At 42.1% G+C, this 24,706-nt stretch carries 23 protein-coding genes; 13 read left to right on the top strand and 10 right to left on the bottom strand.

All coding sequences use genetic code 11. The features are described from left to right. The first annotated feature begins 69 nt into the window (after positions 1-69). The 13 genes from HUK62_RS11450 to HUK62_RS11510 all read left to right on the top strand — a co-directional run bounded on the left by HUK62_RS11450 (position 70) and on the right by HUK62_RS11510 (position 17,119). Positions 70-942, top strand: coding sequence for a MetQ/NlpA family ABC transporter substrate-binding protein (locus tag HUK62_RS11450; protein ID WP_004982088.1), 873 nt, complete (start codon positions 70-72; stop codon positions 940-942). Positions 943-1,015: 73 nt separating this feature from the next. Then, on the top strand, positions 1,016-2,041 hold the full coding sequence (locus HUK62_RS11455; protein ID WP_176537912.1) for an ATP-binding cassette domain-containing protein: 1,026 nt from the start codon (positions 1,016-1,018) through the stop codon (positions 2,039-2,041). Further along, on the top strand, positions 2,038-2,733 hold the full coding sequence (locus HUK62_RS11460; RefSeq protein WP_004696373.1) for a methionine ABC transporter permease: 696 nt from the start codon (positions 2,038-2,040) through the stop codon (positions 2,731-2,733). Before HUK62_RS11455 ends, HUK62_RS11460 begins: the two co-directional genes overlap by 4 nt. A gap of 86 nt (positions 2,734-2,819) precedes the next feature. Then, complete coding sequence (locus tag HUK62_RS11465) at positions 2,820-3,449, top strand: hypothetical protein (protein WP_176537913.1); 630 nt, start codon at positions 2,820-2,822, stop codon at positions 3,447-3,449. A 184-nt stretch (positions 3,450-3,633) separates the two neighbouring features. After that, on the top strand, positions 3,634-7,203 hold the full coding sequence (gene dnaE, locus HUK62_RS11470) for a DNA polymerase III subunit alpha (RefSeq protein ID WP_176537914.1): 3,570 nt from the start codon (positions 3,634-3,636) through the stop codon (positions 7,201-7,203). Positions 7,204-7,236: 33 nt separating this feature from the next. After that, positions 7,237-8,085 carry an RNA methyltransferase gene (locus tag HUK62_RS11475; RefSeq protein WP_176537915.1) on the top strand — a complete coding sequence of 283 codons (849 nt, stop codon included), beginning with the start codon at positions 7,237-7,239 and terminating at the stop codon, positions 8,083-8,085. Further along, on the top strand, positions 8,078-8,887 hold the full coding sequence (cysE, locus tag HUK62_RS11480; RefSeq protein ID WP_004696365.1) for a serine O-acetyltransferase: 810 nt from the start codon (positions 8,078-8,080) through the stop codon (positions 8,885-8,887). Before HUK62_RS11475 ends, cysE begins: the two co-directional genes overlap by 8 nt. A gap of 123 nt (positions 8,888-9,010) precedes the next feature. Then, entirely contained in the window at positions 9,011-9,913 is a 903-nt protein-coding gene (locus tag HUK62_RS11485; protein WP_176537916.1) for a hypothetical protein, read from the top strand. A 132-nt stretch (positions 9,914-10,045) separates the two neighbouring features. Next, positions 10,046-12,052: an alpha/beta fold hydrolase gene (locus tag HUK62_RS11490; RefSeq protein ID WP_176537917.1), complete on the top strand. Its 2,007-nt coding sequence runs from the start codon at positions 10,046-10,048 to the stop codon at positions 12,050-12,052. A 252-nt stretch (positions 12,053-12,304) separates the two neighbouring features. Continuing rightward, positions 12,305-14,938: a DNA mismatch repair protein MutS gene (gene mutS / locus HUK62_RS11495; protein ID WP_176537918.1), complete on the top strand. Its 2,634-nt coding sequence runs from the start codon at positions 12,305-12,307 to the stop codon at positions 14,936-14,938. A gap of 207 nt (positions 14,939-15,145) precedes the next feature. Beyond that, a complete protein-coding gene (gene fdxA, locus HUK62_RS11500) occupies positions 15,146-15,469 on the top strand; it encodes a ferredoxin FdxA (RefSeq protein ID WP_004696359.1) in 324 nt (107 codons plus the stop codon). Positions 15,470-15,601: 132 nt separating this feature from the next. Then, entirely contained in the window at positions 15,602-16,321 is a 720-nt protein-coding gene (locus HUK62_RS11505) for a D-Ala-D-Ala carboxypeptidase family metallohydrolase (protein WP_176537919.1), read from the top strand. Between the two features lie 132 nt (positions 16,322-16,453). Continuing rightward, positions 16,454-17,119 (top strand): O-methyltransferase, encoded by a 666-nt coding sequence (locus HUK62_RS11510; protein ID WP_176537920.1) that lies wholly within the window; start codon positions 16,454-16,456, stop codon positions 17,117-17,119. Between the two features lie 141 nt (positions 17,120-17,260). Here HUK62_RS11510 and HUK62_RS11515 read toward each other — a convergent pair whose 3' ends face one another. The 10 genes from HUK62_RS11515 to HUK62_RS11560 form a co-directional block, all read right to left on the bottom strand. Beyond that, positions 17,261-18,103, bottom strand: coding sequence for a universal stress protein (locus tag HUK62_RS11515; protein ID WP_176537921.1), 843 nt, complete (start codon positions 18,101-18,103; stop codon positions 17,261-17,263). 128 nt (positions 18,104-18,231) lie between these two features. Then, a complete protein-coding gene (locus HUK62_RS11520; RefSeq protein WP_125273462.1) occupies positions 18,232-18,843 on the bottom strand; it encodes an acyltransferase in 612 nt (203 codons plus the stop codon). Next, positions 18,836-19,432, bottom strand: coding sequence for a YigZ family protein (locus HUK62_RS11525; protein ID WP_176537922.1), 597 nt, complete (start codon positions 19,430-19,432; stop codon positions 18,836-18,838). Before HUK62_RS11525 ends, HUK62_RS11520 begins: the two co-directional genes overlap by 8 nt. 264 nt (positions 19,433-19,696) lie before the next feature. Next, complete coding sequence (lptB, locus tag HUK62_RS11530) at positions 19,697-20,443, bottom strand: LPS export ABC transporter ATP-binding protein (RefSeq protein WP_004696348.1); 747 nt, start codon at positions 20,441-20,443, stop codon at positions 19,697-19,699. Continuing rightward, complete coding sequence (lptA, locus tag HUK62_RS11535) at positions 20,443-21,009, bottom strand: lipopolysaccharide transport periplasmic protein LptA (protein ID WP_176537923.1); 567 nt, start codon at positions 21,007-21,009, stop codon at positions 20,443-20,445. The genes lptB and lptA overlap by 1 nt, the downstream gene beginning before the upstream one ends. Continuing rightward, positions 20,999-21,541, bottom strand: coding sequence for an LPS export ABC transporter periplasmic protein LptC (gene lptC, locus HUK62_RS11540; protein WP_078389214.1), 543 nt, complete (start codon positions 21,539-21,541; stop codon positions 20,999-21,001). The genes lptA and lptC overlap by 11 nt, the downstream gene beginning before the upstream one ends. A 34-nt stretch (positions 21,542-21,575) precedes the next feature. After that, positions 21,576-22,115 (bottom strand): HAD-IIIA family hydrolase, encoded by a 540-nt coding sequence (locus HUK62_RS11545; protein ID WP_004696343.1) that lies wholly within the window; start codon positions 22,113-22,115, stop codon positions 21,576-21,578. A 3-nt stretch (positions 22,116-22,118) separates the two neighbouring features. After that, a complete protein-coding gene (locus tag HUK62_RS11550) occupies positions 22,119-23,096 on the bottom strand; it encodes a KpsF/GutQ family sugar-phosphate isomerase (protein WP_058869901.1) in 978 nt (325 codons plus the stop codon). A 262-nt stretch (positions 23,097-23,358) separates the two neighbouring features. Further along, positions 23,359-24,102 (bottom strand): adenosylcobinamide-GDP ribazoletransferase, encoded by a 744-nt coding sequence (locus HUK62_RS11555; RefSeq protein WP_176537924.1) that lies wholly within the window; start codon positions 24,100-24,102, stop codon positions 23,359-23,361. Continuing rightward, the gene (locus HUK62_RS11560) at positions 24,102-24,704 is read right to left on the bottom strand and encodes a histidine phosphatase family protein (RefSeq protein ID WP_176537925.1); all 603 of its coding nucleotides are present in this window, start codon (positions 24,702-24,704) and stop codon (positions 24,102-24,104) included. Before HUK62_RS11560 ends, HUK62_RS11555 begins: the two co-directional genes overlap by 1 nt. Positions 24,705-24,706: the final 2 nt, after the last annotated feature.

The raw sequence follows: 24,706 nt of genomic DNA on the forward strand, positions 1-24,706 counted from the left end.
AAAATCAATTGATCTCTCTATTGTTCAGCTAAGTTAAGCCTCGTTTGGATGCTTAATCGGGAAGAAAAAATGAAAAAAATTCTAGGAATTGCGCTGGGTTTATCTGTTGTTTTAACCGGTTGTAGCAAACCTGAAGCACCTGCAACAGATGCGGCTAAAACGGATACTGCAGCAGCTGAGCAAACAGTAACCATCGCATCGACTGGCTCTGATGCTGATATTTGGCGCCACATTGCAACTTTGCCAGAAACTAAAGCAGCTGGCTTAAAGTTAGACATTAAAAACTTCACTGACTATGTTGCAATGAACACTGCTGTTGCAAACAATGAAGTCGATGTCAACGCATTCCAATCTTATGCTTACCTTGTAGCATATAACGAAGCGAACACAGCGAAGATTGCCCCTCTTTCAACGACCTACCTAGAGCCAATGGGCATCTATTCAAGCAAAGTCAAAACACTGGCTGAATTTAAAAATGGTGCTACGATTGCAATTCCAAATGATGGTGCGAACGAATCACGTGCATTGTTATTATTACAATCTGCGGGTCTAGTGAAGTTAAAAAATGACTTCGACTTCGTGAAAGGTACTTCGAAAGACATCGTTGAAAACAACAAAGCTCTCGTCATCAAGCCTATTCAAATGGCAACGGCTGTACGTGTGAAAGACGAAGTTGATGCAATTGTTTTGGGTAATACCCTTGCAATGGAAGGCGGTCTAAACGTATTGAAAGATGCGATTTACTATGAGCCAATCGATCAAACCACAAAAATGAATGTGAACGTTCTTGCGGTGGCTGAAGCGCGTCAAAATGACCCTGTACTGAAAAAAGTCGGTGAGCTTTACCATGTCGCTGCAGTAGGCAAATATGTTCAAGAACATTTTGGCGGCACAAAAATTGATGTGAACAAGCCAGTAAGCTACCTTACTCAAGCTAAATAGTAATATAATCAAATCAACGAAACAGGCAAAGTCTCTTTGCCTGTTTTTTCATTTTTGTGTAGTTTTTGACGATATGATTCAATTTAAAAACATTTCAAAGCACTATCAGCTGAAAGGCCAAACCATTCTTGCACTGGACCAAATCAATTTGGATATTCCAGAAGGTAGTATTTTTGGCGTTATTGGCTATAGTGGTGCAGGTAAAAGTACCCTCATTCGTTTGATCAATTTACTTGAACGTCCAACCGAAGGCCAAGTAATTATCAATCAGAAAGACTTTACTGCATTAGATGCAAAAGCATTACGTCAAGAACGTGCAAATATTGGCATGATTTTCCAGCATTTTAATTTACTGCAAACCAAAACCGTTGCAGCCAATATTGAAATGCCAATGAAACTTTTAGGTTATAGCAAAGCTGAACGTGAAAAACGTTTGAATGAGCTACTTGAGTTTATTGATCTCAAACACAAAAAAGAAGCTTATCCAGACGAGCTCTCGGGTGGTCAAAAACAACGTGTCGGTATTGCACGTGCGCTTGCCAACCATCCTAAAATATTACTTTGTGACGAAGCGACTTCTGCACTAGACCCACAAACCACCAAGTCAGTTTTAGACTTGCTCAAAAAAATCAATCAAGAGCAAGGTATTACCATCGTCATGGTGACGCATGAAATGGATGTGATCCAAAGCATCTGCTCACATGTAGCCGTGATGGAACTCGGTAAAGTGGTTGAAACTGGAAAAACAGTGGACCTGTTTAGTCGTCCACAACATGCAACGACACAGAATTTTATTCAAACGATTTTGCATCAACAACTACCTATTAAGCTTCTGAATAACCTCGAACATAAGCATCATCATAGTATTTACCGCTTACAATTCCTGGGTAACTCTGCCCACGAAACCGTAATTCAAAACTTAATTAAACAGTTTGATATTAGTCTCAATATCCTGTTTGCCAACATGATTGAAATTGATGGCAATGTGATTGGACAAATGTTTGTTCAGCTCTTGGGCGATGAAAGCCTGATCGCTGAAGTGGTTGAGTTTTTAAAACAACATGGTGTGGCTGTTGAACAATCAGGAGAGCTGGCATGAGAGATTTAATTGTCCAGTGGTTAACTCAAATCACAGCACCTTTTTGGAAAAGCTCTTTATCGATTGATCAGTTTATTACTGCTTTGCAAGAAACATTTCATATGGTGTTTTTTGCAATGCTGTTCGGCTGTATTTGGGGCTTTATTCAGGCCATCATTTTATTGGTCACACGTCCTGATGGTATTTTGCCCAACAAAGCGATTTATCACAGCCTGAACCCGATTGTGAATGCTCTACGCTCTCTGCCCTTTATTATTTTGCTGATTGCGGTTTTACCTTTGACCAAACTCATCGTCGGCACATCGATTGGCACGTGGGCTGCGATTGTTCCGCTCACCATTTATGTTGGACCATACATTGGTCGTTTGGTGGAAACTTCATTACTTGAAGTGAATGAGGGGATTATCGAATCTGCACAAGCAATGGGTGCAACGCCACTACAAATCATCTTCAAATTTATTCTGCCTGAAGCACGCAGTTCATTGATTTTGAACTTAACCACAGCCACGATTAGCTTAATTGGTGCAACCGCGATGGCCGGTGCAGTGGGTGCAGGCGGTATTGGTGACCTTGCTATATCTTATGGTTATCAACGTTTTGACACTAGTGTCGTGATACTCACAGTGATTGTGCTGTTGATCATGGTGCAAATTGTACAATCCGTTGGCGATTGGCTGTCTAAACTACGCTAACAAAATTAAGCTCTCAATATTGGGAGCTTTTTTTCAGGTCTCAATTTTATATAATCTGGCAAACAAAACTTTTAAAAGCTATAACGATGAAAATAACAACTCTATTGATCAGTCTAAGTCTTTTGCCGATGCTCAGTCATGCAGCTTCAAATCCCTATAACTACGTCACCAGTGTGAAAGTGAATCAGGTTGAACTCAATGCACCTGTGACAGCACATCAAGTCAGTCAATTACTCGCTCCTCCGAATGGAAAAACCAGCAAACAATATGCCGAATGTACAGGCAACTATGAATACAGTATTACAACTGCCCAACCCAAAAGCCTAAAGTTTGAGATTTTTAACGAAGATAATCCCAAAATTCAGGCTGAAAAATTCTATAAAGACAAAGCGAGTTTAAAACAACTCGGTCACACCAAAGGCCGTGTTTGGCTTGACTGGGAAAGCACTCAAGCGATGAGCGAAAATATACGTGTGCAAAATATTCAGATCACACCGAATTATACTTTACAGCAGTTTAAACAAGACTTTAAATACAGTGCACAAGGTATGGCAACATCAGGGGAAGCCCTAGTTTTGCTCTTACAACCCAATGAAATCAAAGCCTTTCTGAAAGAACCGCAAGACTTTGCCCCACCCTACACGGCTTATCTCAACTTTGGTTTTAAAAATGGACGGTTAAGCAGCTTTGCCATTCAGCAAGCAGTGGCCTGCTAAAGGCTTTTATGCCAAGAAACAATGCGACTAACATTGACTTTTCTAAGTCGTTTAGAACTTACTGACAATAAAATAAACAGTCCAAACACTGCGACCTATTAAATTTTGCCAATTCATTTGAATGGCACTCAGAATGAAGGCAGAGCATGTTAAACTATCCAGCGGTTTTTGCAGGGACTCACTTATGCACTTTGTACATCTTGGTATTCATACAGAATTTTCAATCACAGAATCAATTGTACGTATACCTGATTTAGTCAAAGCTGCTAAGGCAGAAGGTATGCCAGCCCTTGCCATTACTGACTTATCTAACTTACATGCTGCTGTAAAATTTTATGGTAAATGCTTAGATAATGGTATCAAACCGATTATGGGTTCAGAAGTTCGCTTGAACGATGCTGAACATCGCGTGACATTATTGGCGATGAGCAATGTTGGCTGGCGTAATCTAACCGAACTGGTTTCAGAAGGTTTTATCCGAGGTCAACAGCTTGATATTCCTTGCGTTGCAAAAGACTGGATTTTAGAACAAAACCATGACCTGATTGCGCTACTTGGCATGCGATCTGATGTCGGCAAAATGCTCTGTACATCAAATCCACAAAAAGCCGAACCTTTACTCGAAGAATGGATTGCAAAATTTGGCAATCGTGTTTATTTGGCTCTATGTCGAACAGAACGCTCAGGTGAAGATGACTTCAACTATGAAGCCTTAAAACTGGCTAAAAAATACAATATTGGTGTAGTTGCGCACAATGATGTGCACTTCATGAAAGAAATAGACTTTGAAGCACACGAAGCCCGAGTCTGTATTGCCGATGGTTATGTATTAGGGGATAACCGCCGACCAAAAAATTACTCTCCAGAGCAATATTTTAAGTCTGGCCAACAAATGGCGGAATTATTTGCAGACATTCCCTCTTCAATTGAAAATACTTATCAGATTGCTAAACGTTGTAACGTCACGCTGCAATTAGGTAAATACTTCCTGCCTGACTACCCTATTCCTGAAGGCCATACCATTGACACCTACTTTGCACATTTATCCAAAGAAGGTTTAGAAGAGCGTTTAGACTTTTTATATCCACCTGAAACGCGTGATGAATACTGGCCTGAAAAACGTAAAGAATATGATGATCGTTTAGAGTATGAAATCGGGACCATTCTTAAAATGGGTTTTCCGGGCTATTTCTTGATTGTCATGGACTTCATCCAATGGTCCAAAGGTAATGGCGTGCCCGTTGGTCCGGGTCGTGGTTCAGGTGCAGGTTCACTTGTTGCTTACAGCTTAAAAATTACGGATCTCGATCCTCTCCCATACGGACTACTCTTCGAACGCTTCTTAAACCCAGAACGTGTTTCAATGCCCGATTTCGACGTCGATTTCTGTATTGCTGGTCGTGATCGTGTGATTGACTATGTGGCGCGTACATACGGACGCGATGCAGTATCACAAATTGCCACTTTCGGCACCATGGCAGCCAAAGGTGCTATTCGTGATGTGGCACGTGTCTTGGGTAAATCCTATGGTTTGGCAGACCGAATCTCAAAAATGATTCCGACCAAGCCTTTAGGTCTTAGCCTCGAAGAGTCGATTGAAGCAGAGCCACAGCTTAAAGATATTGTCACTAACCCATCCAACCCAGACAATGACGATGCGGCTGAAATTTGGGAAATGGCATTAAAACTCGAAGGCATTACCCGTAACACAGGTAAACACGCGGGTGGCGTGGTCATTTCCCCGACTAAAATTACCGACTTTTCTGCCGTGATGTGTGATGCAGATGGTACAGGCCGTGTTGCGCAGTACGATAAAGACGATGTTGAATCTGCAGGTCTAGTAAAGTTCGACTTCTTGGGTCTGCGCAACTTAACGGTCATTGAAGATGCCGTGAAGAATATCAATAAGCGCATTCAGCTAGATGTGCCTTTAGACATTGCGTTCATTCCGCTTGATGACAAAGATGCATACCTGATCTTTGCCAATGCCAATACCACAGCGGTATTCCAGTTTGAATCCGTGGGCATGAAAAAAATGCTCAAGGAAGCACGTCCAAGTAAATTTGAAGAAATTATCGCCTTCGTATCCCTTTACCGTCCGGGTCCGATGGACCTGATTCCTGACTTTATCCACCGTATGCATGGTGGCGAGTTTGAATATCTTCATCCCCTACTTGAAGGTGTACTTGAGCCGACTTACGGCATTATGGTTTACCAAGAACAGGTAATGCAGGCAGCACAGTATTGTGCGGGCTATAGCTTGGGTGGTGCGGACTTACTACGTCGTGCGATGGGTAAGAAAAAGCCCGAAGAAATGGTCAAACAGCGCCAAATTTTCACGGAAGGTGCAGCGAAAAAAGACATTGATGAAGCCACTGCCAACCATATCTTTGACTATATGGAAAAGTTCGCAGGTTATGGCTTTAACAAATCACATGCCGCAGCTTATGCCTTAGTGGCCTATCAAACGGCATGGCTCAAAGCGCATTATCCAGCTGAATTCTTAGCAGCGGTGATGTCATCGGAAATGCAAAACACCGATAACGTGGTGTTCTTGATTGATGACTGTCGACACAATGATATAGAGGTATTGCCGCCTTCGGTCAATATGTCTATCTATCAATTCCATGCTTCGGACGACAAAACGATTGTTTATGGACTCGGTGCAATTAAAGGCGTCGGCGAAGCAGCGATGCAGTCGGTCATTGACTCGCGTATTCAAGATGGGCCTTATCGTGACTTATTTGATTTCTGCCATCGTATTGATCTGAAAAAAATCAATAAACGGACTTTAGAAGCATTGATTCGCTCAGGTGCTTTAGACTGCCTCGGCATTGAACGTTCAAGTCTAATGGCGCAGCTTCCTGAAGCGGTACAAGCGGCGGATCAAGCTCGATCAAACCGTGAAACAGGCATCATGGACTTATTTGGTGAGGTTGAAGAAGTACAACGTAAACCTGCCAAACCTGTTAAGCCATGGTCAGATGAAGTCCGTCTCAAAGGTGAAAAAGACACCCTAGGGTTGTATTTAACAGGTCACCCGATCGATGTCTATCGCACTGAGTTGAAAGCGTTTATTCCGAACAAAATTAATGAACTTACCCCAACCCGTCGTGGGGTAACTACGGTTTTTGCAGGTCTCGTGGTCGATGTAGCCAACTTCCCGAACCGAATGATGGTGACGTTGGATGATGGTACCTCACGAATTGAAGTCTCTGCGAATCATGAACGCTTTATGCGTTTTAAAGACATCATTCAAAATGAAAAAGTGGTGGTAATTGAAGGTGAAATTTACGAGCGTGAAGGTTTTGACCGTCCAATGGGACGCTTAACCAAAGCATTTACCCTGAATGAAATTCGCCAAAAACGTGCCAACTGTATTCAAATTCGTCTCGACCCAACACATAGCACAAAAACACTGAGCCAAGATTTAAAAAATATTCTTGCACCCTTTTGTAATGTCGATATGTGTAATCACATTCCGCTGCAATTGCTGTTGGGCTACCCGTATGCCACGGCTGAATTGCACTTAGGGATTAATTGGAAAGTGGCGCCGCAGGATGAACTACTTTCTAAACTCCGTGACTATTTTGGTAAAGAAAATCTTCATGTGGAATATCAAGTCAAATCCAAAGCAGCCAAAGCGGTGAGCTATGAAGAAGCCAAACCGATAGATGTACCACCGCCACCTGCGGATATGAGCATGGATGATGCCATGGACTTATATCAGGCTGAAGTCGGTCAGTTCTCTTAATTATTTAAATTTTAAAGATTCATTGGAAAAATCATGAGCCAATTTGACAATGCCGCTGTTTCAGCGCATCTCTCCCATGTGCGTATTGTCATGGTCAATACCACACTCCCTGCGAACATTGGTAGCGCACTGCGCGCCATGAAAACGATGGGACTCTCAAAACTGGTTTTGGTTGCGCCAAAAACCTATCCACATCCCGATATCGATGCTTTGGCTGCGGGTGCAACTGATTTAATTGAGCAGATTGAAATCGTTGAAACCCTTGCCGATGCCATCAAAGACTGCCATTTAGTGTTTGGTACCAGTGCGCGTAGTCGTACCATTCCTTGGCCTTTGCTTGACGCACGCCCTGCGGCAGAAAAATCAATTTCAGCAGTGGTGAATGATCAGCAAGACGTTGCTATTGTATTTGGTCGTGAAGACCGCGGACTGACCAACGAAGAACTGGCCATGGCTAACTATCATGTCACCATTCCTGTAAATACAGACTATGGCGTGCTAAATGTGGCTCAAGCGATTCAAGTGATTTGTTATGAAATGCGTATGGCAACTCTTGCTGCAGTAGAAAGCGCTGAAGATGAAGCTGCAACCATGCCTGTCACAGATACTGAGTCTATGCAATGGGATGAGCCTTTGGTCACCCATGAGCAAATGGAACAGTTCTACCCGCACATTGAAAAAATGTTGGCCGAGATTGAATTTTTAGATCCAAAAAATCCTCGGTTACTGCCTTTACGCTTGCGTCGTCTTTTTGGACGTATACAATTAGATCGTATGGAATATCATTTACTTCGTGGTATTTTTAGTCGAGTACAAGCTTTAAATAATGGCACATGGAAAAAGTCAAATACGGATCAAACAGAGGATCAATATAATGCTTAAACAGCTCAAAGAAGATATACAAGCTGTATTCGCGCGCGATCCTGCGGCACGAAACACTTTAGAAGTTCTGACCACATATCCAGGTATTCATGCTTTGATTATGCACCGTATGGCGCATGAGTTATGGAAAAAAGAATGTAAAGGCTCAGCACGTTTATTGTCTTCTTTTAGCCGATTTGCAACAGGTATTGAAATTCACCCGGGTGCTAAAATTGGTCGTCGTTTTTTTATTGACCATGGCATGGGCGTCGTGATTGGTGAAACCGCTGAAATTGGCGACGATGTGACCCTATATCACGGTGTCACTTTAGGTGGAACCACATGGAATAAAGGCAAACGTCACCCGACCTTAGAAGACGGCGTGGTGGTTGGTGCTGGTGCTAAAATTTTAGGCCCTTTTACTGTCGGTAAAAATGCGAAAGTCGGCTCAAATGCAGTCGTCACCAAAGCTGTTCCAGCCGACACCACCGCAGTTGGTAACCCTGCACGCTTTATTTCTAAAGATAAACCGAAAGATGAAGCAGAAACACGTCGTCGCGATTATGCAGAAAGTATTGGTTTCCAACCTTATGCTGCAACGCAAGACCAGTCTGATCCAATTCTTGAAGGTATGCGTGTTCTACTTGACCGCATTCAGCTGAATGAGAAACGGATGAACACCCTTTGCCAACGTTTGTCTTTACTTGATCCAACTTTTAAAAAGCAACAACAAAATGAACAACCTTTTAGTGCTGAAGAATTGAAAATTTTGGAAGATGTACGCCGCGAATGTGAAGCTCAAAGCCTGCCATCCAACGACTAAACATGAAAAGTGTTAGTTTTTGAAAACCTGCCTATAGCAAACCTTGCATGTTCATCAGAGTTTTTTTAGACTGACGAACATGCCTTTTATACCACTTCTTAAAATAATGAATGGATGAACCTTATGATGCTTAAACCCTTAGCGGTTGCTGTTCTTGCTGTCTCGTTTTTAACAGCGTGTAGCTCAAACCCAACGAAGAATAACAACGATACCATCGTTTTTACAGAGCCTGAATTAACTGCACCATTTTATGCACTCAATCCATTTAATTATGATGCGCCACCTCCATTTGAAATTAACTTAAAAAAAGCAGCGGCTCAGCCTGTAACAAAAATGGAAGTGACTCGCTCTGACGATCCATCTAAAAAAATGGTTTTAGACACCAATAAACTGATTATTCCGACCGTAAACAGCAAAGACCGTCAGTTGAAGTTTGCCGTACTGGCGGGTGACAATGAAGTCGACATTACTGAAATTGATGACTTCTTACAGTTGGTTGAAGGCAAAGCACGTCACTACCCACCACGCTTTACAGAACGCCAAGAGCGTAAAGGTTTTGAGTTAAAACTGAAAGAAGTGACACAACAGCTCGATACGTTAGCGTCGAAAGACAATGCCTCATTTGATGTACTGGTTCGTGCGTTCAAAGCTAGCGTTATGGCACGTAATTTAGACCTCGGTTCAGTCTATACCACCAAATCTTTGGCTTATGCACAGCGTATTTTAAAAATTAACCAAGAAGACCCTGAAGCAAACTTCTGGTTCGGTTTTGCTTTGTCTGAAGGTGGTGGCCAACGCGAAGCGATGCCATACCTCGATAAAGCAATGAAATCTGGTGTTCAAGAAGCTTATTTAGCGACAGCAAATAACTACATCGCTATGGAACAAAAGAAAAATGCGGTGCAAACCTTGAAAAACTACAAACTGAAATATCCACAAGAAGCCGAAGTTGCAGATCGCTTGATTAATGAAATTGAAAAACAAGGTCGTTGGAATGTTTGGCAAGTTCTAAATACTGCAAAATAATTCTATCACTTCTGATGTACTTAAAAATAGACCGAATTTTCGGTCTATTTTTATTTTAGGCGAATTGATAAATCCGAGAATTATCGTATGATTTAAAAAATTCAAAAGAATAAACGGTAGTCGACGCTTTTTATGCCTAAATACATCCGTAGCACCTTGATGGTAACCACTCTATTTTCGCTCTTGAGTGGTTGCCAAGTGGTCAGTGTGAAAAATCAATCACTGAACGTCACGATTACCAATGAGCGTGAAAGTATTTTAACGCGGGATAAGCTCAGTGAAGCGAGTCTAAACGTGCTGTCCATGACAGGTCGAGAAGCCAAAATCTGTTCAGAGCAACCTGAAGAATGTGTCAGCGAACTCAGACAAATTCCACAAATTCAAGATGAACAACTTCTCTCTACTGCCAGCGAACTGTATCTCGCTAAAGCAATTTCCTTAGAAAAATCATCTGCCTGTAAAGTGAGTATTTTAGCCAAGACCCAGTCTGAAGAAAAAAAAGCGCTACAAAAACAAAACTACCAAAGCTGCCTAGATCAACAACTCGGCATGTTGGATAAAAGTATTCGCTACAGTTATGCATACATGTTTAACACCAAACGTGGCCCCCAAGATCGTATTTTTGATAACCGACAAGTCCAACTCCGTGACTTTTATAACCAAGCTATCGCTAAACTTGTACATAGTTATGGACTACGCCATGGACCAGCAGAAGTCGGCAATCAAATCAAAGTGGGAGAAAGTATTTACCGCATAAATTACGATAACTACCCACTTTTAAAAAACCGTCAAGTTGAACAACTAATGTCAACTTACAATATGAACTTTTCAGGCCTGCGCTCTATCACACGTCGCGATGGTTTTGGTTCAGAGTTTCTGATTGTCCTCCCACCCGAGCACAACGACACCTCCCCCGAAAAAGCCAAATATATTGTCGATCCACTGCATTATCAGTATACCAATGGTCGTAATCCCAACATTCACAATGCCCGTTATTTAGCGGCGACCATTACTGCACAGCCACGCTCTGCATCCAGTACCGATGAGATCTTAAACAACCCTGAGTTTGAAATCTCAGCTTATGATCCCTATAAGTTTGAATCTGCGAAAATTGCAGGCAAAAGTTACCCTCTTGCTGCAAACTTTTCTGCACCTTATGGCTTATGGTTGGCACAAAACAATTTAGGCAAAGCCGCGTATTTATCACTGATTGATCGTGATGCACGCCTCACTATGCCGCACCTATACATGCTTGAGCCGTACAACCCAAATAAAAAAGTGGTGGTGCTCGTTCACGGACTAGCCAGTAGTCCAGAGGCATGGATTCGTTTGACGAATGATGTCATGGGCGATCCCGTGCTACGTGAACACTATCAAGTCTGGCAAGTGTTCTACTCGACCAATATGCCAATTTTGGAAAGTCGTTTCCAAATCTATGCAATCATTCAACAAAGTTTTAATTTGGTCGATAGCAAAGCGCCTGCCAAAAAGGATGCCGTGCTAGTAGGTCATAGTATGGGCGGTATTATTGCGCGGCTTTTGGTAAGCGATGCTGACTTAACCCCTGCGGCAATGAAACTGCTACCCAATCGACGTGCGCAACAATTTAAAAATGACCCTCTATTTAAATCACGCCTCGACATTCAACCAATTCCAAACTTCAGTCGGGCCATTTTCTTAGCAGCCCCACATCGTGGGACAGAGTTTGCTGACCGCTGGTTTACCCTTGCAGCACGTAAAGTCATTCGTCTACCTGGTGCGTTTTTGGGGGCACTGACCGATGTTATACAAAGTAGTGACCCTGACCTACAAGCCTTCATTAAAGATGTAGATAATGGACTCATTCAAAATGGACCAAGTGATCTCAGCAAGAACTCTAATTTTACTCGGTTAACTAAAAACGTCGATCCATACAAAGGCATGAAATTCCACAGCATCATGGGGAATGCGACCAAAAGTGATGACCTCAATATCATTACAGACGATGTCGTGCCTTATACGAGTGCCCATCTAGATGGTGCATTGTCTGAGAAGCTTATTAAAGGTGGACATTCTATTCAAGAAACGCCTGAAGCCGTTCTTGAGTTACGTCGTATCCTGCGGTTGCACCTGACTGAACTCGGTCTGTATAAGCCTTAAAAATAAAAAAGCCTAAACATCTGTTTAGGCTTTTTTATTTTTGCTTTACGCCTAAGGCCTACAGCAATAATCACTTGGCTGTTTAACAACTGTTCGCTTTATAGATGATTTATTGTTTAGTCGTTTTCAATTTTGCTAAGATATTGCCATTCATACAATAGCTGTTCATAGCGCATAAATACACACGGTAAGCGGTGTCGCTCGGTCTATTTTTATATTGTGCATTTTCAAAGATTTAAGGATTTCACCTACATGAGCAATTCGGGAATCATAACTGATTTGTCCACCCTCACTCCCATGATGCAACAATATATGGGCGTCAAAATGCAACATCCGCACTCTTTGATGTTCTATCGTATGGGTGACTTCTACGAGCTATTCTTTGAAGATGCACACAAGGCCGCTAAACTTCTCGGGATTACCCTGACCCATCGTGGCAAAGCCAATGGTGAACCCATCCCTATGGCAGGTGTTCCTTACCATGCAGCTGAAGGCTACCTTGCTCGCTTGGTGAAAAAAGGAGAAACCGTCGTCATCTGTGAGCAAATTGGTGAAGTTACAGGTAAGGCACCTGTTGAACGTGGCGTTGTCCGGATTATTACCCCAGGTACACTGACTGACGATGCCTTACTGACTGCACATCAAAGTTCAAACCTTGTGGCGCTTTGCGTACAACAAAACGAAATTGGTATTGCGCTGTTAGATTTGAGTGCAGGTTTATTCAAAGTTCAGCAACAAGAGTTCCAACTTGAACAACTCGGTATTGAACTGTCTCGCCTCATGCCAAGTGAAATTTTGGTCGATGAAAATATTGTCGACCCCAATATCATTGAACACATTAAAAAACTGCTCGACTGCTCTGTGACACGCCGTCCAAATGTCGACTTTAACCTAAACAATGCACAAAAAACTTTATGTGATCAGTTTGCAGTATCGACTTTAGCCGGTTTCGGTATTGACCATTTGCCACTTGCCAAAGCAGCAGCAGCATCCCTGATTCATTATGCCAAAGAAACGCAAAAAACAGCCTTACCGCATATTCGCTCTATTCAGCTTGAACAAAGCAGTGATTTCATTGCGCTTGACCCTGTGACACGTAGAAACTTAGAGCTAGTTGAGCCTCTGTTTGAACACGGCACGTCATTATTCCAACTCATCAATGACTGTCAAACAGCCATGGGTGGACGTTTACTTAGTCGTACACTGATGCAACCGTTACGTGATACCAAGCTCTTAGACGCACGTTTAGATGCCACCAAGAGTCTTGTGGATGGTTACCATGAATCACCAGTCCGTTTAGTATTAAAAGAGATTGGAGACATCGAACGTGTCCTCAGTCGGGTGGCTTTAGGTAGCGCCCGTCCGCGTGACTTAGTGCAACTGCGCCAAGCCTGTGCGCAAGTCCCTTATTTACGTCATGCCATTCAACCCGTGATCCAAAGCAAACAGTCCGCACTCATTACCCAATTGAATGAGGAATTGGGTGATTTCCATGGCTTACATCAACGTTTAATGTCTGCCATCGTTGAACATCCACCTGTGCTTTTACGAGATGGAAATGTGATAGCGGAAGGTTTTGATCATGAACTCGATGAACTCCGTAAAATCCGCGATCATGCAGGACAGTACTTGATCGACCTTGAAATTCAAGAACGTCAAAATACTGGCATTTCGACCTTAAAAATTGGCTATAACCGTGTCAGCGGGTATTACATTGAATTGACCCGTGCGCAAGCCGAGCAAGCACCTGATCACTACACTCGTCGTCAGACCTTAAAAAATGCTGAGCGTTATATCACGCCTGAGCTGAAAACCTTTGAAGATAAGGTACTTTCGAGTGAGTCCCGTGCATTAGCCCGCGAAAAAATGCTGTTCGAAATGCTTTTAGATGAACTCCGAGCCGATATTGGTCATTTACAAATGATGAGCAGCGCTATTGCGCAGATCGACCTCTTAGCCAACTTTGCACATCAGGCTCGCTTACGCAATTGGTCGCGTCCTGAGTATAGTCCAGAAATTGGGGTTAAAATTATTGCGGGACGTCATCCAGTGGTTGAGGCTTTGAACAAAGCCTCATTTACACCGAATGACACGACACTTGATTTTAACCACCGTATGGCCATTATTACGGGTCCTAACATGGGGGGTAAATCAACCTTTATGCGTCAAACGGCTTTAATTAGCCTATTGGCCTATTGTGGCTCATATGTACCAGCCCAATCAGCAGTCTTAGGCCCTATTGATCGAATCTTTACCCGTATTGGTTCTGCAGATGACCTATCTACAGGCAAATCGACCTTTATGGTGGAAATGACCGAGACCTCGCAAATCCTACATCATGCAACCAATCAGTCACTGGTTTTGATGGATGAAGTTGGTCGTGGCACCAGTACCTATGATGGTTTATCCTTGGCATGGGCTTGCGTACTTGACTTAACCAAACGCATTAAATGCTTATGTTTATTTGCCACACACTACTTTGAACTGACCGAACTGGCCAAAGAAACTGCTATTGATAACTACCATGTCACCGCAAAAGAACTCAACGGCAACCTCATTTTGTTACATAAAGTCCAACATGGGCCAGCGAGCCAAAGTCACGGCTTACAGGTAGCAAAATTGGCTGGTATTCCTGCCAGTGTGATCAAAGAAGCACAAAATCGTCTGAAAATTTTAGAGAAGCAACAACTGCAAAAACCTAAAGTCGTTCAAAATGATTTGTTTGCCGCGATAGAAACGCCTGAACTTGAAATCATTGAACGTGTGGTCGAAATTGAGAAACCTTCTGCCGCACTTGAACTACTCAAGAGCATTGATGTCGATAACTTAAGCCCACGTGAAGCTTTACAGCAGCTTTATGCATTAAAAGATCAGTTACATTCATAGTAGTTTTCTATTTTTGTAACCCATCTAGACCGTCAAAATGACGGTCTTTTTTATTGTCAAAAGCAGTTTTCAGCAGAATGTTCAGTTTTTATCAAATTTAACAGCCGTGCATATAACAAATATCAATAAAAGCAATTGTTAGTTGGTGCTGTTTTTGCCTAAAATACACATTAGTTATTAGAACCATATTTTTAGGTAGCCTTCGCCATGACCTTTGTTGTCACTGAAAATTGTATTAAATGTAAATATCAAGACTGCGTAGAAGTTTGTCCAGTAGACTGTTTCTATGAAGGTCCAAACTTTCTAGTGATCAATCCAGATGAGTGTATCGATTGCGCACTGTGTGAACCTGAATGTCCAGCAAATGCAATTTTCTCTGAAGATGAACTGCCAGAAGGTCAAGAAGTATTTATTGAACTAAATGCTGAGTTATCACAAACTTGGCCGAACATTACCCAGATTGGTGACCAACCTGCTGACCGTGAAGAATGGAACGGTAAAGCAGATAAGTTACAATACTTAGAAAAGTAAGCCAGAAAAAGATCAGCATAAGCTGATCTTTTTTTATACCTAAAACACACATTTGATTGCAATATTTCCAATTTTTCCTCACAAATTTGGATTAAAATAATAGGCGTATTTTTTAAATATTTGATTTCTATAATGAAGAAATTTTTAAAGGGATTATTTGCGGTTAGCATAATCCCCTTGGTGATGATTGGCTGTATGACTTCATCCCACAAAGGCCAGACCATCACAACTCCTGATGGAAAACGTATTTTTATCCCACAAGAGAAAATTATTTTTGACCGCCCTGCTCCACCTAAAATTATTCCTTATACCTACAATGCTTGGATGTCTGTCGGTGACACGCTAGCACGCGTACGTGAGTATGAAGTTTTTCTTGAACGTAATGGCGTGGGAAATATCATCCCAAGCTTTGAACTACTCAGAACAGCGCGTGACTGGCAAAAATGTGGTCGAGCACAATATATGGTGCCCAATCGTGAACTTTGGAAAAACCAAATTGCGACCTTAAAAGTGTTCAAATATTTAGTTGCAGCCAAAGTACTGACCGATTTTGAAGTCACTTCAGTTTATCGTGATCTGCCTTTAAACCAATGTGCTGGCGGTGCAAACTCGTCACGCCACTTATTCAATTCTGCTATCGATTTTCGAATTGGGTCTGAAAACCCACAACCTGAAGATTATGCTTATATTGAAAATACAAAATATCGTCTATGCCAATTTTGGACCCAACATGGTCAGAGCTTGAACATGGGCTTAGGTTTATATGCTTCTGGTCAGATTCACATTGATACCCAAGGATATCGTACATGGGGCCCAGACCTCAGTCGCAATTCTTCGATGTGTAGTTACTAGTTTTTAAAAATTAAAAAGAGGTCAATATGACCTCTTTTTTTGAGCATTGATTTCAACAAATATGGTCGGATAAATTGCACTCTGAAAATAAAAGTTTAAAATGCTCCACATCGCAACCAAGGTGAACATGCTATGCAACAAATGTGGACAGAGATTGATAACTATATCGATGCACATTTAATTCCTGAAGACCCCATTCTACTGCAAACTTTAGAAAATACAGAGAAGCATGGTTTTCCAGATCACTTAGCTGTTGCACCGAACCAAGGCATGCTTTTACAAATGCTGATTCAAATGAATCAATGTAAGCGTGTGCTAGAGCTTGGCACTTTTGCTGCCTATAGCACCATGTGGTTAGCGCGCGCCTTACCTGAAGATGGTTATATTTTAACGATTGAAGGTCGTGATACGCATGCCGCGATGGGCCAAGAAAATATCGACAAAGCTCAACTCAAACAAACCATTGAACTCAAATGTGGACGTGCAGCAGATATCCTTAAATCACTGCCGGCAGACATTGAACCTTTCGACTTTATTTTTATTGATGCCGATAAACAAAGCTACCCAGAGTATTTGGAATTAAGCCTGAACCTATCTCATTCAGGTACTTTGATTTTCCTTGATAACGTGATTCGTGCAGGCGATATTATCAATCCTGAAAATCATAAACCAAGTATTGAAGGGATTCGAGATATGTTCAAAGCAATGCAAAATCATCCGAAAATTTTGTCGTGCACCGTACTTCAAACTGTCGGTAGCAAAGGACATGATGGATTTGCCTTAGCCATTGTAAAATAAGTCAAAACTTAGATTAAAAAACAATCGATTAATTTAAGCTTATATAAATTATAAACTTACATTTACTGTCCATATAGTTATCCACAATTAATGCGGATAACTATGGATAAAACAGTTCCAATTTAGATAAATTACTCTAAATTAACGGGCAACCAGTAAAGGAACTTTGGCATTCCTAAAAATGGTGGTTGCAATACTGCCCAAGAAGAACTGATGAATTTTACTGTGGCTGAACGCACCGAGCACAATCAGTTGTATGCTATGCTCATTTTGGTATTCCAGAATATTTTCAGCCACGTCGCCATAACGATATTCTGTAATCACATCCAAATTTGCATCTTTCAGATACTGTTCAGGCTCTCTTAAAATTTCAGGGTGGTCACCGACATAGACCAAATGGCATTGTAAGAGGCGCAGTAAATCACTTTGCGCAATCCGCTTCATCATCTTCACACACGTCGGTGAATACTCGTAGGCAAAGATAAAGCGCGTAGGTGGCTTAAAACTATCGCCTACCGTCATGACGGTACAGTTTGCGCCACGGATAAAATTCTCAACATTACTGCCCAACGGTTTATTGCGTTCAGCCGATTTCTCACCCACACGGCCAATCACCACAATGTCATCTTCATGCAATAAGTTAAAACTTTGCTCTAGAAAGTCACCCTTTTCTTGAATATGCGTCGTATGCAGGCCATGCGTTTCGAGAATGAGTTTAGAAATATGATCGAGTAAATTATTGCTATAACTGAGCGCAAGTTCACTTTGTTTTTGCTCTAATTCAGCCAGCTCTTTGAGCAACATTGCATTGCTTTCAAATCCAATTACCCCGCTAATTTCACCTAAGTGATAACTTGCAGGATAATAATCCAAAACTTGTAAAAGGACCAATTCCCGCCCCGTCTGTTTTGCAATCCACGCCGCAGCTTCTGCTAGAGCATTGATACAAGGGGAAGAATCGATACATGCAATGACTCGTTTCATTATCGCCTCTCATTACACCGCATTTGGTATAAGGTCTCATTGTTGTTCTAAACTTAGCATATCTTTTTTTTTGATGGCAGGTTTTTATGTAATTAAGTATTGATAAATGTTCAATATTCTTTGATATCTTAATCACGTAAACGAATAAACTGTGCGGGATTGCCAGCAACAATCGATTGCTCGGCGATATCTTTGGTGACCATACTATTCATCCCCACCACAGCATGTGCGCCAATTTTCACTCCATCTTTCACGCCCACATGTGCACCCAACCAAACATCCCGTCCAATTTCTATCCCTTGTGAGCGTACAGGTTGTTGATAAATAGGATCACTGAGTGCCATGCCATGATCAAAGGCATATAAGTGACAATAGGCTGCAATACGCACTTGATCATGTAACTTAATCCCCACACGACCACCATCCAAAATACAATGATGGTTGATCGCGACTTCACTGCCAATCTCTAAAGGCCCATGCAAAGTACAATCAGCAGCAATAAACGTGTTGTCCCCAATGACAATTTTACGACCAGGCTCTGCAAATATGTGTGCCAATGGAGAAATAAAACAGTTTTGACCAATTTCAACGGTTTCCATTTCCATTAGATAAGCTTGGTATTCTTGCTGCCATGCTTCAGCCCACACACGGTTTTTAGGCTTGAGTGACCAATATAACCAGGGCATATAGTTTAAGCGATGCTTATGCTGCTCACGATATTTTAATAAGGGATCAGTCATGATGGTCATCCACAATTTTTAACGCTTCACGCCCACGGGTTACGTCTTGTATTTTAAGTCTGAGCGCTTCAATCTGATGCACTTGTAATAATGCTTCTACAAGTACGCCATCAGCAGTATATTGCTCATTAAACTCAATCTGCTGGCTATTCAGCTCGTACTGGAAAATTGCCCATTCATTAAATTGGCAGGCAAAATGCACTTTTTTCTTCTCAATGAGCTCTATTTTTTCAGCCAACAGTAAACACTGTCCTGCAGTTCCACCATAAGCACGTACCAGCCCGCCTGTGCCTAGCTTGACACCACCATACCAACGATTGACCAAAACCAAAATATTGGTCAGTTCATTGCCTTCAATGGTCGCTAAAATAGGACGACCTGCGGTACCTGAAGGTTCACCGTCATCATTAAAACGAACATTGTGGCCAATTTTCCATGCCCAGCACTGATGCGTGGTGCTGATATCTTTATATTGCTCTAGAAAATCTTTAACGGCTTGTTCATTTTCTACAGGCACAGCAAAAGCTTGAAAACGACTTTTCTTAATGTCTTCTTCATAGCTCACTAAACTAGAGATGGTAAATGGCATAGCGTAATTTTTAAAAATTTCACAAAAAATTATAACGTATTTTCAATCAGCTATCGCATGAAAATGGCTTTTCGCTTTAAGCCCACACAAAATAAACAGACATGCATACTGTGGAGCATGCTGAAAGAAGCGATTTCAAAAGGATGGTAGAGCGCACAGTTTGAATATATAAAGGAATACCCTATTATTAATTCAATGCAAAGCGATCGATTAAACATATGAGAGGGATATCTGCGCCAATTATTTTCTTGGCGCAGAAAAGGCTTATACAGTGAAGTCATCACCAAGGTAAACTTGACGCACGGTTTCATTGGCTAAGATTTCATCTGGAGAACCTTCAGCAATCACCGCACCCTCACTCACGATATAAGCACGTTCACAAATCGCCAAAGTCTCACGAACGTTATGATCCGTAATAAGAACGCCAATACCACGGTCTTTTAGAGTACGAATAATATCTTTAATATCACCCACTGAAATTGGGTCAACCCCAGCAAAAGGCTCATCGAGTAACATAAATTTTGGATCGGCTGCCAGCGCACGTGCGATTTCAGCACGACGACGTTCACCACCAGACACACTCATACCCAATGAATCTTTAATATGGCTAATTTTGAAATCTGCCAGTAATTCATGCAAACGCTGTTTACGTTGTTCTTTATTTAGATCTTTGCGCGTTTCCAAAATCGACATAATATTTTCAGAAATGGTGAGTTTTCTAAAAATTGATGCTTCTTGAGGTAAGTAACCAATGCCTTTACGCGCACGTTCATGCATGGCCAAATCAGACATATCTAGGTCATCAAGATGAATTTCACCTTTATCCATACGCACCAGTCCAACCACCATGTAGAAACTGGTGGTTTTCCCTGCACCGTTAGGACCGAGCAAACCTACAATTTGTCCGCTTTGCATGCTAAAAGATACGTCTTTCACTACCCAGCGCTTACTGTAGTTTTTCGCGAGATGCTTAATACATAGGGTTTGTGGCTGATTGAGAGTTTGCTCCATTAGTCACGCGCTCCTGGGAAGGATTGAGAACCTGAAGGTGGGATCACAATTTGAACACGACCACTCGACGAACCACTGCTGTTTGGTGTACCAATCGCTTCGATATCACCTTTGTTCATACTATAACGTAATGTATTACCGCGAATACTGGCACCATCTTGTTCTAGAAGTGCGCTGCCTGATAAGGTAATAATACCTGTTTCTGCATTATAAATAATTTTTTGCGCCTGACCTTTGGCAATACCTTTATTGGTACTGACTTGCTGCTGGAAACGTGCAGGCTTACCATTGGCCGTAATGGTGCTAATTTGACGGGTTTGATTTAAGTTGGCAACAATCGAATCCGCTTGTAGTTTCATCGTGCCCTGTTCAATGATGACATTGCCCGTGTACGTCGTTACACCCATTTTTTCATTAAATGTTGCTCGATCTGCCACCAACGAAATCGCTTTACTACGGTCACTTGGCAATGCCAAAGCAAAAGTTGAAACAGCCACACCTAAACTCAGTGCAAGTGTTTGCTTGAGGAAAGTTTTCGAAATAGAAAATTTTGGATTATGGTTCATACTTCCCTCGAATATGGAAAAAGTCATATTGACCCGTATTTAAATTCGCTTTTAAGCCCTGACTAACAAATTCGGCTTGTGGTGTCGTAACAACCACTTGATGCTGAGATTCCAATTCACGCGTCTGTGGAAACGCAGTCAGTTCTGCGGTTTCAAACTGCATCTGACCTTGATCCAACATTTTCTTTGCAACCACTTGGTTTGTCAGAACGACTTTTTCGTTGTCGTTGATGCCATTGGCTTGCTTAGCATAGAACGTCGCATCCACTTTTCCATCTTTATACATCTCAGCATTTAAGTTCTCTAACTTAGAGGTCTTCTTTTGCATATCCTGCTCAAGACGGTCTACTTTTGCGCGGACGTATAAATGACCCTGCTCATCTGTTTGAGTCAGTTGGATCTGTTCAGCAGAATAGGTCATGCTTTGCGCACCATCGACCTCGAGCTTTTGCCCTTTTCCGCTGTAATAGTAATAACCACTACTGATAGCCGCAATGGCTACAGCAGTGATATATAAAACTTTAGTATCCATAAATGTTAACTAAACTCTCATGCATGCATACAGATTAATGCGGGACTGCGGTGTACTTTTCAAGTAAAGTTTCGTATACACCTTTGGCTTGTAAAATCATATCGCAGATTTCACGTACCGCGCCACGTCCACCCATCGCTTGAGTCACCAAATCGGCACGACGACGCACTTCTAAATGACCATTTGGCACGGTCACTTTCATGCCTGCAATGGCAAATGCAGATAGGTCAGGCCAGTCATCACCCATGTATAAACAATCTTCGGCTGAAATACCAAATTTTGCACAAGCCTCGCGCAGTGCAACACCTTTGTCTTCACGGCCTTGATAAACAAGGTCCACGCCCAAATCAGACATCCGTTTTTCTACGATCTGACTTTTACGTCCTGTGATAATAATCACTTTCACACCAGCTTGCTGAACCAGTTTCATACCTAAGCCATCACGGATATCGAAAGATTTGATTTCGTCCCCCGAGTTGGTCAAAGTCACAAAACCATCACTTAAAATACCATCAACATCCAAAACTAGAGCTTCTACATAACGCGCTTGTTCTAACAGAATATAAGAAGCCATTTTTTAATTTACCCCAGCTTGAATCAGGTCATGCATACTTAAAACACCAATGACTTTATTGCTCTCATCAACGACAACAAACTGGTTAATTTTCTTTTCATTCATTCGCTCTAATGCTTCAACAGCACGCGCTTCCGGTGAAATCGTCAGCGGGCTCTTAATCATCACATCAGACACGGCCAAGTTCACATCAAAACCTTGCTGTTTATCAATCAAACGGCGTAAGTCCCCATCGGTAAAAATCCCCAATAGATGATCATTATCATCCACAATTGTGGTTAAACCTAGGCGTTTGTTAGAGATTTCGTACAGAACTTTGTTCATTGCTGTATCTGGAGACACTTTCGGTAGTTCGTCTCCAGTGTGCATTAAATGCTTCACATGTAATAACAAGCGTTTACCCAAAGCACCCGCAGGATGCGAGCGTGCAAAGTCATCGGAAGTAAACCCGCGTGCATCTAACAGTGCAACAGCCAATGCATCACCCAAGGCTAAAGTCGCCGTTGTACTTGATGTTGGTGCTAGACCTAATGGACAAGCTTCTTGAATATTGCCCAACGTCAGCGCCACATCAGCATTCTGTGGCATCGGCCCACGCTCATCACCACTGATGGTAATTAAAGGCACACCCAAATATTTGATCAAAGGCATCAGCATCATGATTTCATCACTCTTGCCCGAGTTTGAAATCGCAATCAGCACATCACCTGCAACCAACATCCCCAAATCACCATGCCCCGCTTCACCTGGGTGCATAAAGAATGATGGCGTACCTGTAGAGGCAAATGTGGCTGCCATTTTTCGGCCAATATGCCCTGATTTACCCATGCCAGTAATGACTAAGCGACCTTTGCACTTTAAGATAATTTCACAAGCACGGCTAAAACGATCATCGATTTGCTGAGCAAGTACCGAGAGTGCTTGACGCTCTATCTCTAGTGTTTCTAAAGCAACTTTTTGGAAATCAATGGGATTTGACATATTTTCAGAATTCAACGTTGTTTTACCTGAACCGTGTGACGAAATGAAACGTCAGCACATAAAAAATAATTTTCGCAATTTTATCATATCTCTGTAGACAACTAGCGCGGAAATCTTTGGATTTTCACAACATATCTACAAATGTGTTTTGCTGATGATGGAAGACCTTTGTTTCAAGTACATATAGCTCGTTTCTTTTTTTATTTCGGCAACGTATGACTGCACACCTTTCACGCTGAGAGGCTCTTATTGATTCCCTAACTTAAACTGAATAAAAAGTAGCCACCACAAAACTAAAGAGTGTCGCTAATTCAATCATTTCAATACTGGCACCAATGGTATCTCCCGTCACACCACCAATACGCTGTATAAACTTATACCGCAAATACCACAATACCAGATAAAACGTGGCAATCACCACAACACTAATCCATGTCCAATACAAAGCCACCAAAGGTATCAGCAGTAAAAGTGCCATTGCAATTGGTCGTGCTAAATGTTGGCTCAACTGGCTGCCGAGTCCTTGAGCACTCACATAGTCTGTGCTTAAAAAGAAAAATAGCGGTACGAGACGCCCTAAGACAGGAAATAAAATGAGTGTGCTATAACACTGCTGCTGCAATAACACATACAGTGCAGACCACTTTAATATGCATACAATGACAAGGCTGAGTACACCTATCGGCCCACAACTCGGATCTTTCATGATCTCAAGTGTGCGTGCTTTATCGCCAAAACCACCGACCCAAGCATCTGCGGTATCTGCCAAACCATCCAGATGCAAACCACCCGTCAGCCAAATCCATAACACCAGAATCACACTGCTTAACAGCACAAGTGGCAAAGCATGCAATAACAGGGCGATCCCATATAGAATGCCTCCCATAAGCAAACCCACTACAGGATAAAACAACAATGCCTGCGCATTTTGCTGAGGCGTTGGCATTGTGCTTAAACGAACTGGAAACGTCGTTAAAAACTGCAGTGCAATCCAAAAAGGTGTCATTACACATCCTCACTTTGAATAAACTGAAGTTGTCCTTGATCGAATACAAAGCGGTTCAATTGTCCCAACTCTGCTGACATTTTTAAAAGATCGTTATCATTTTGCTTCAGCGCTTGGCATTTTAAGAGTTTAATCACTCCACCATGGGAAATAATCAACGCCCGTTGCCAGCCCTGCTTATGCATTTGCTGGGTCAAGGTCTCTACAGACTCGAGAACACGGCTTTTAAATGCCAATAAGCTTTCTGCCTGAGGCGGTGTAAAACTTAACGGCGTTTGCCAAAATTGAGCCAATTCATCTGGAAAGAGTTGGTAGAGTCGCTCGGTCGGCTGAGCTTCCCATTCTCCAAAATCCATTTCTTGCAAATTCGGTTCTATATACAAAGGGAGCTGTTTTTGCTCCGCCCACTCCTCTGCAAACAGACGACAGCGCTGTAATGGTGAGCTATAAATGACATCCCACGCCTGACCAGTCTGCTCAGACTGTGTGATGGTAGATCGCATTTGCGCCCATCCTTTCGCAGTCAAAGCATCATCCGTTCTACCCCGTAAGGTATGGCTTAAGCTGGTTTCGCCGTGGCGTAGGAAGTCTAAATACAACATCC

Source organism: Acinetobacter sp. NEB 394 (genome assembly GCF_013374795.1).
Classification (GTDB): Bacteria; Pseudomonadota; Gammaproteobacteria; order Pseudomonadales; family Moraxellaceae; genus Acinetobacter; species Acinetobacter johnsonii.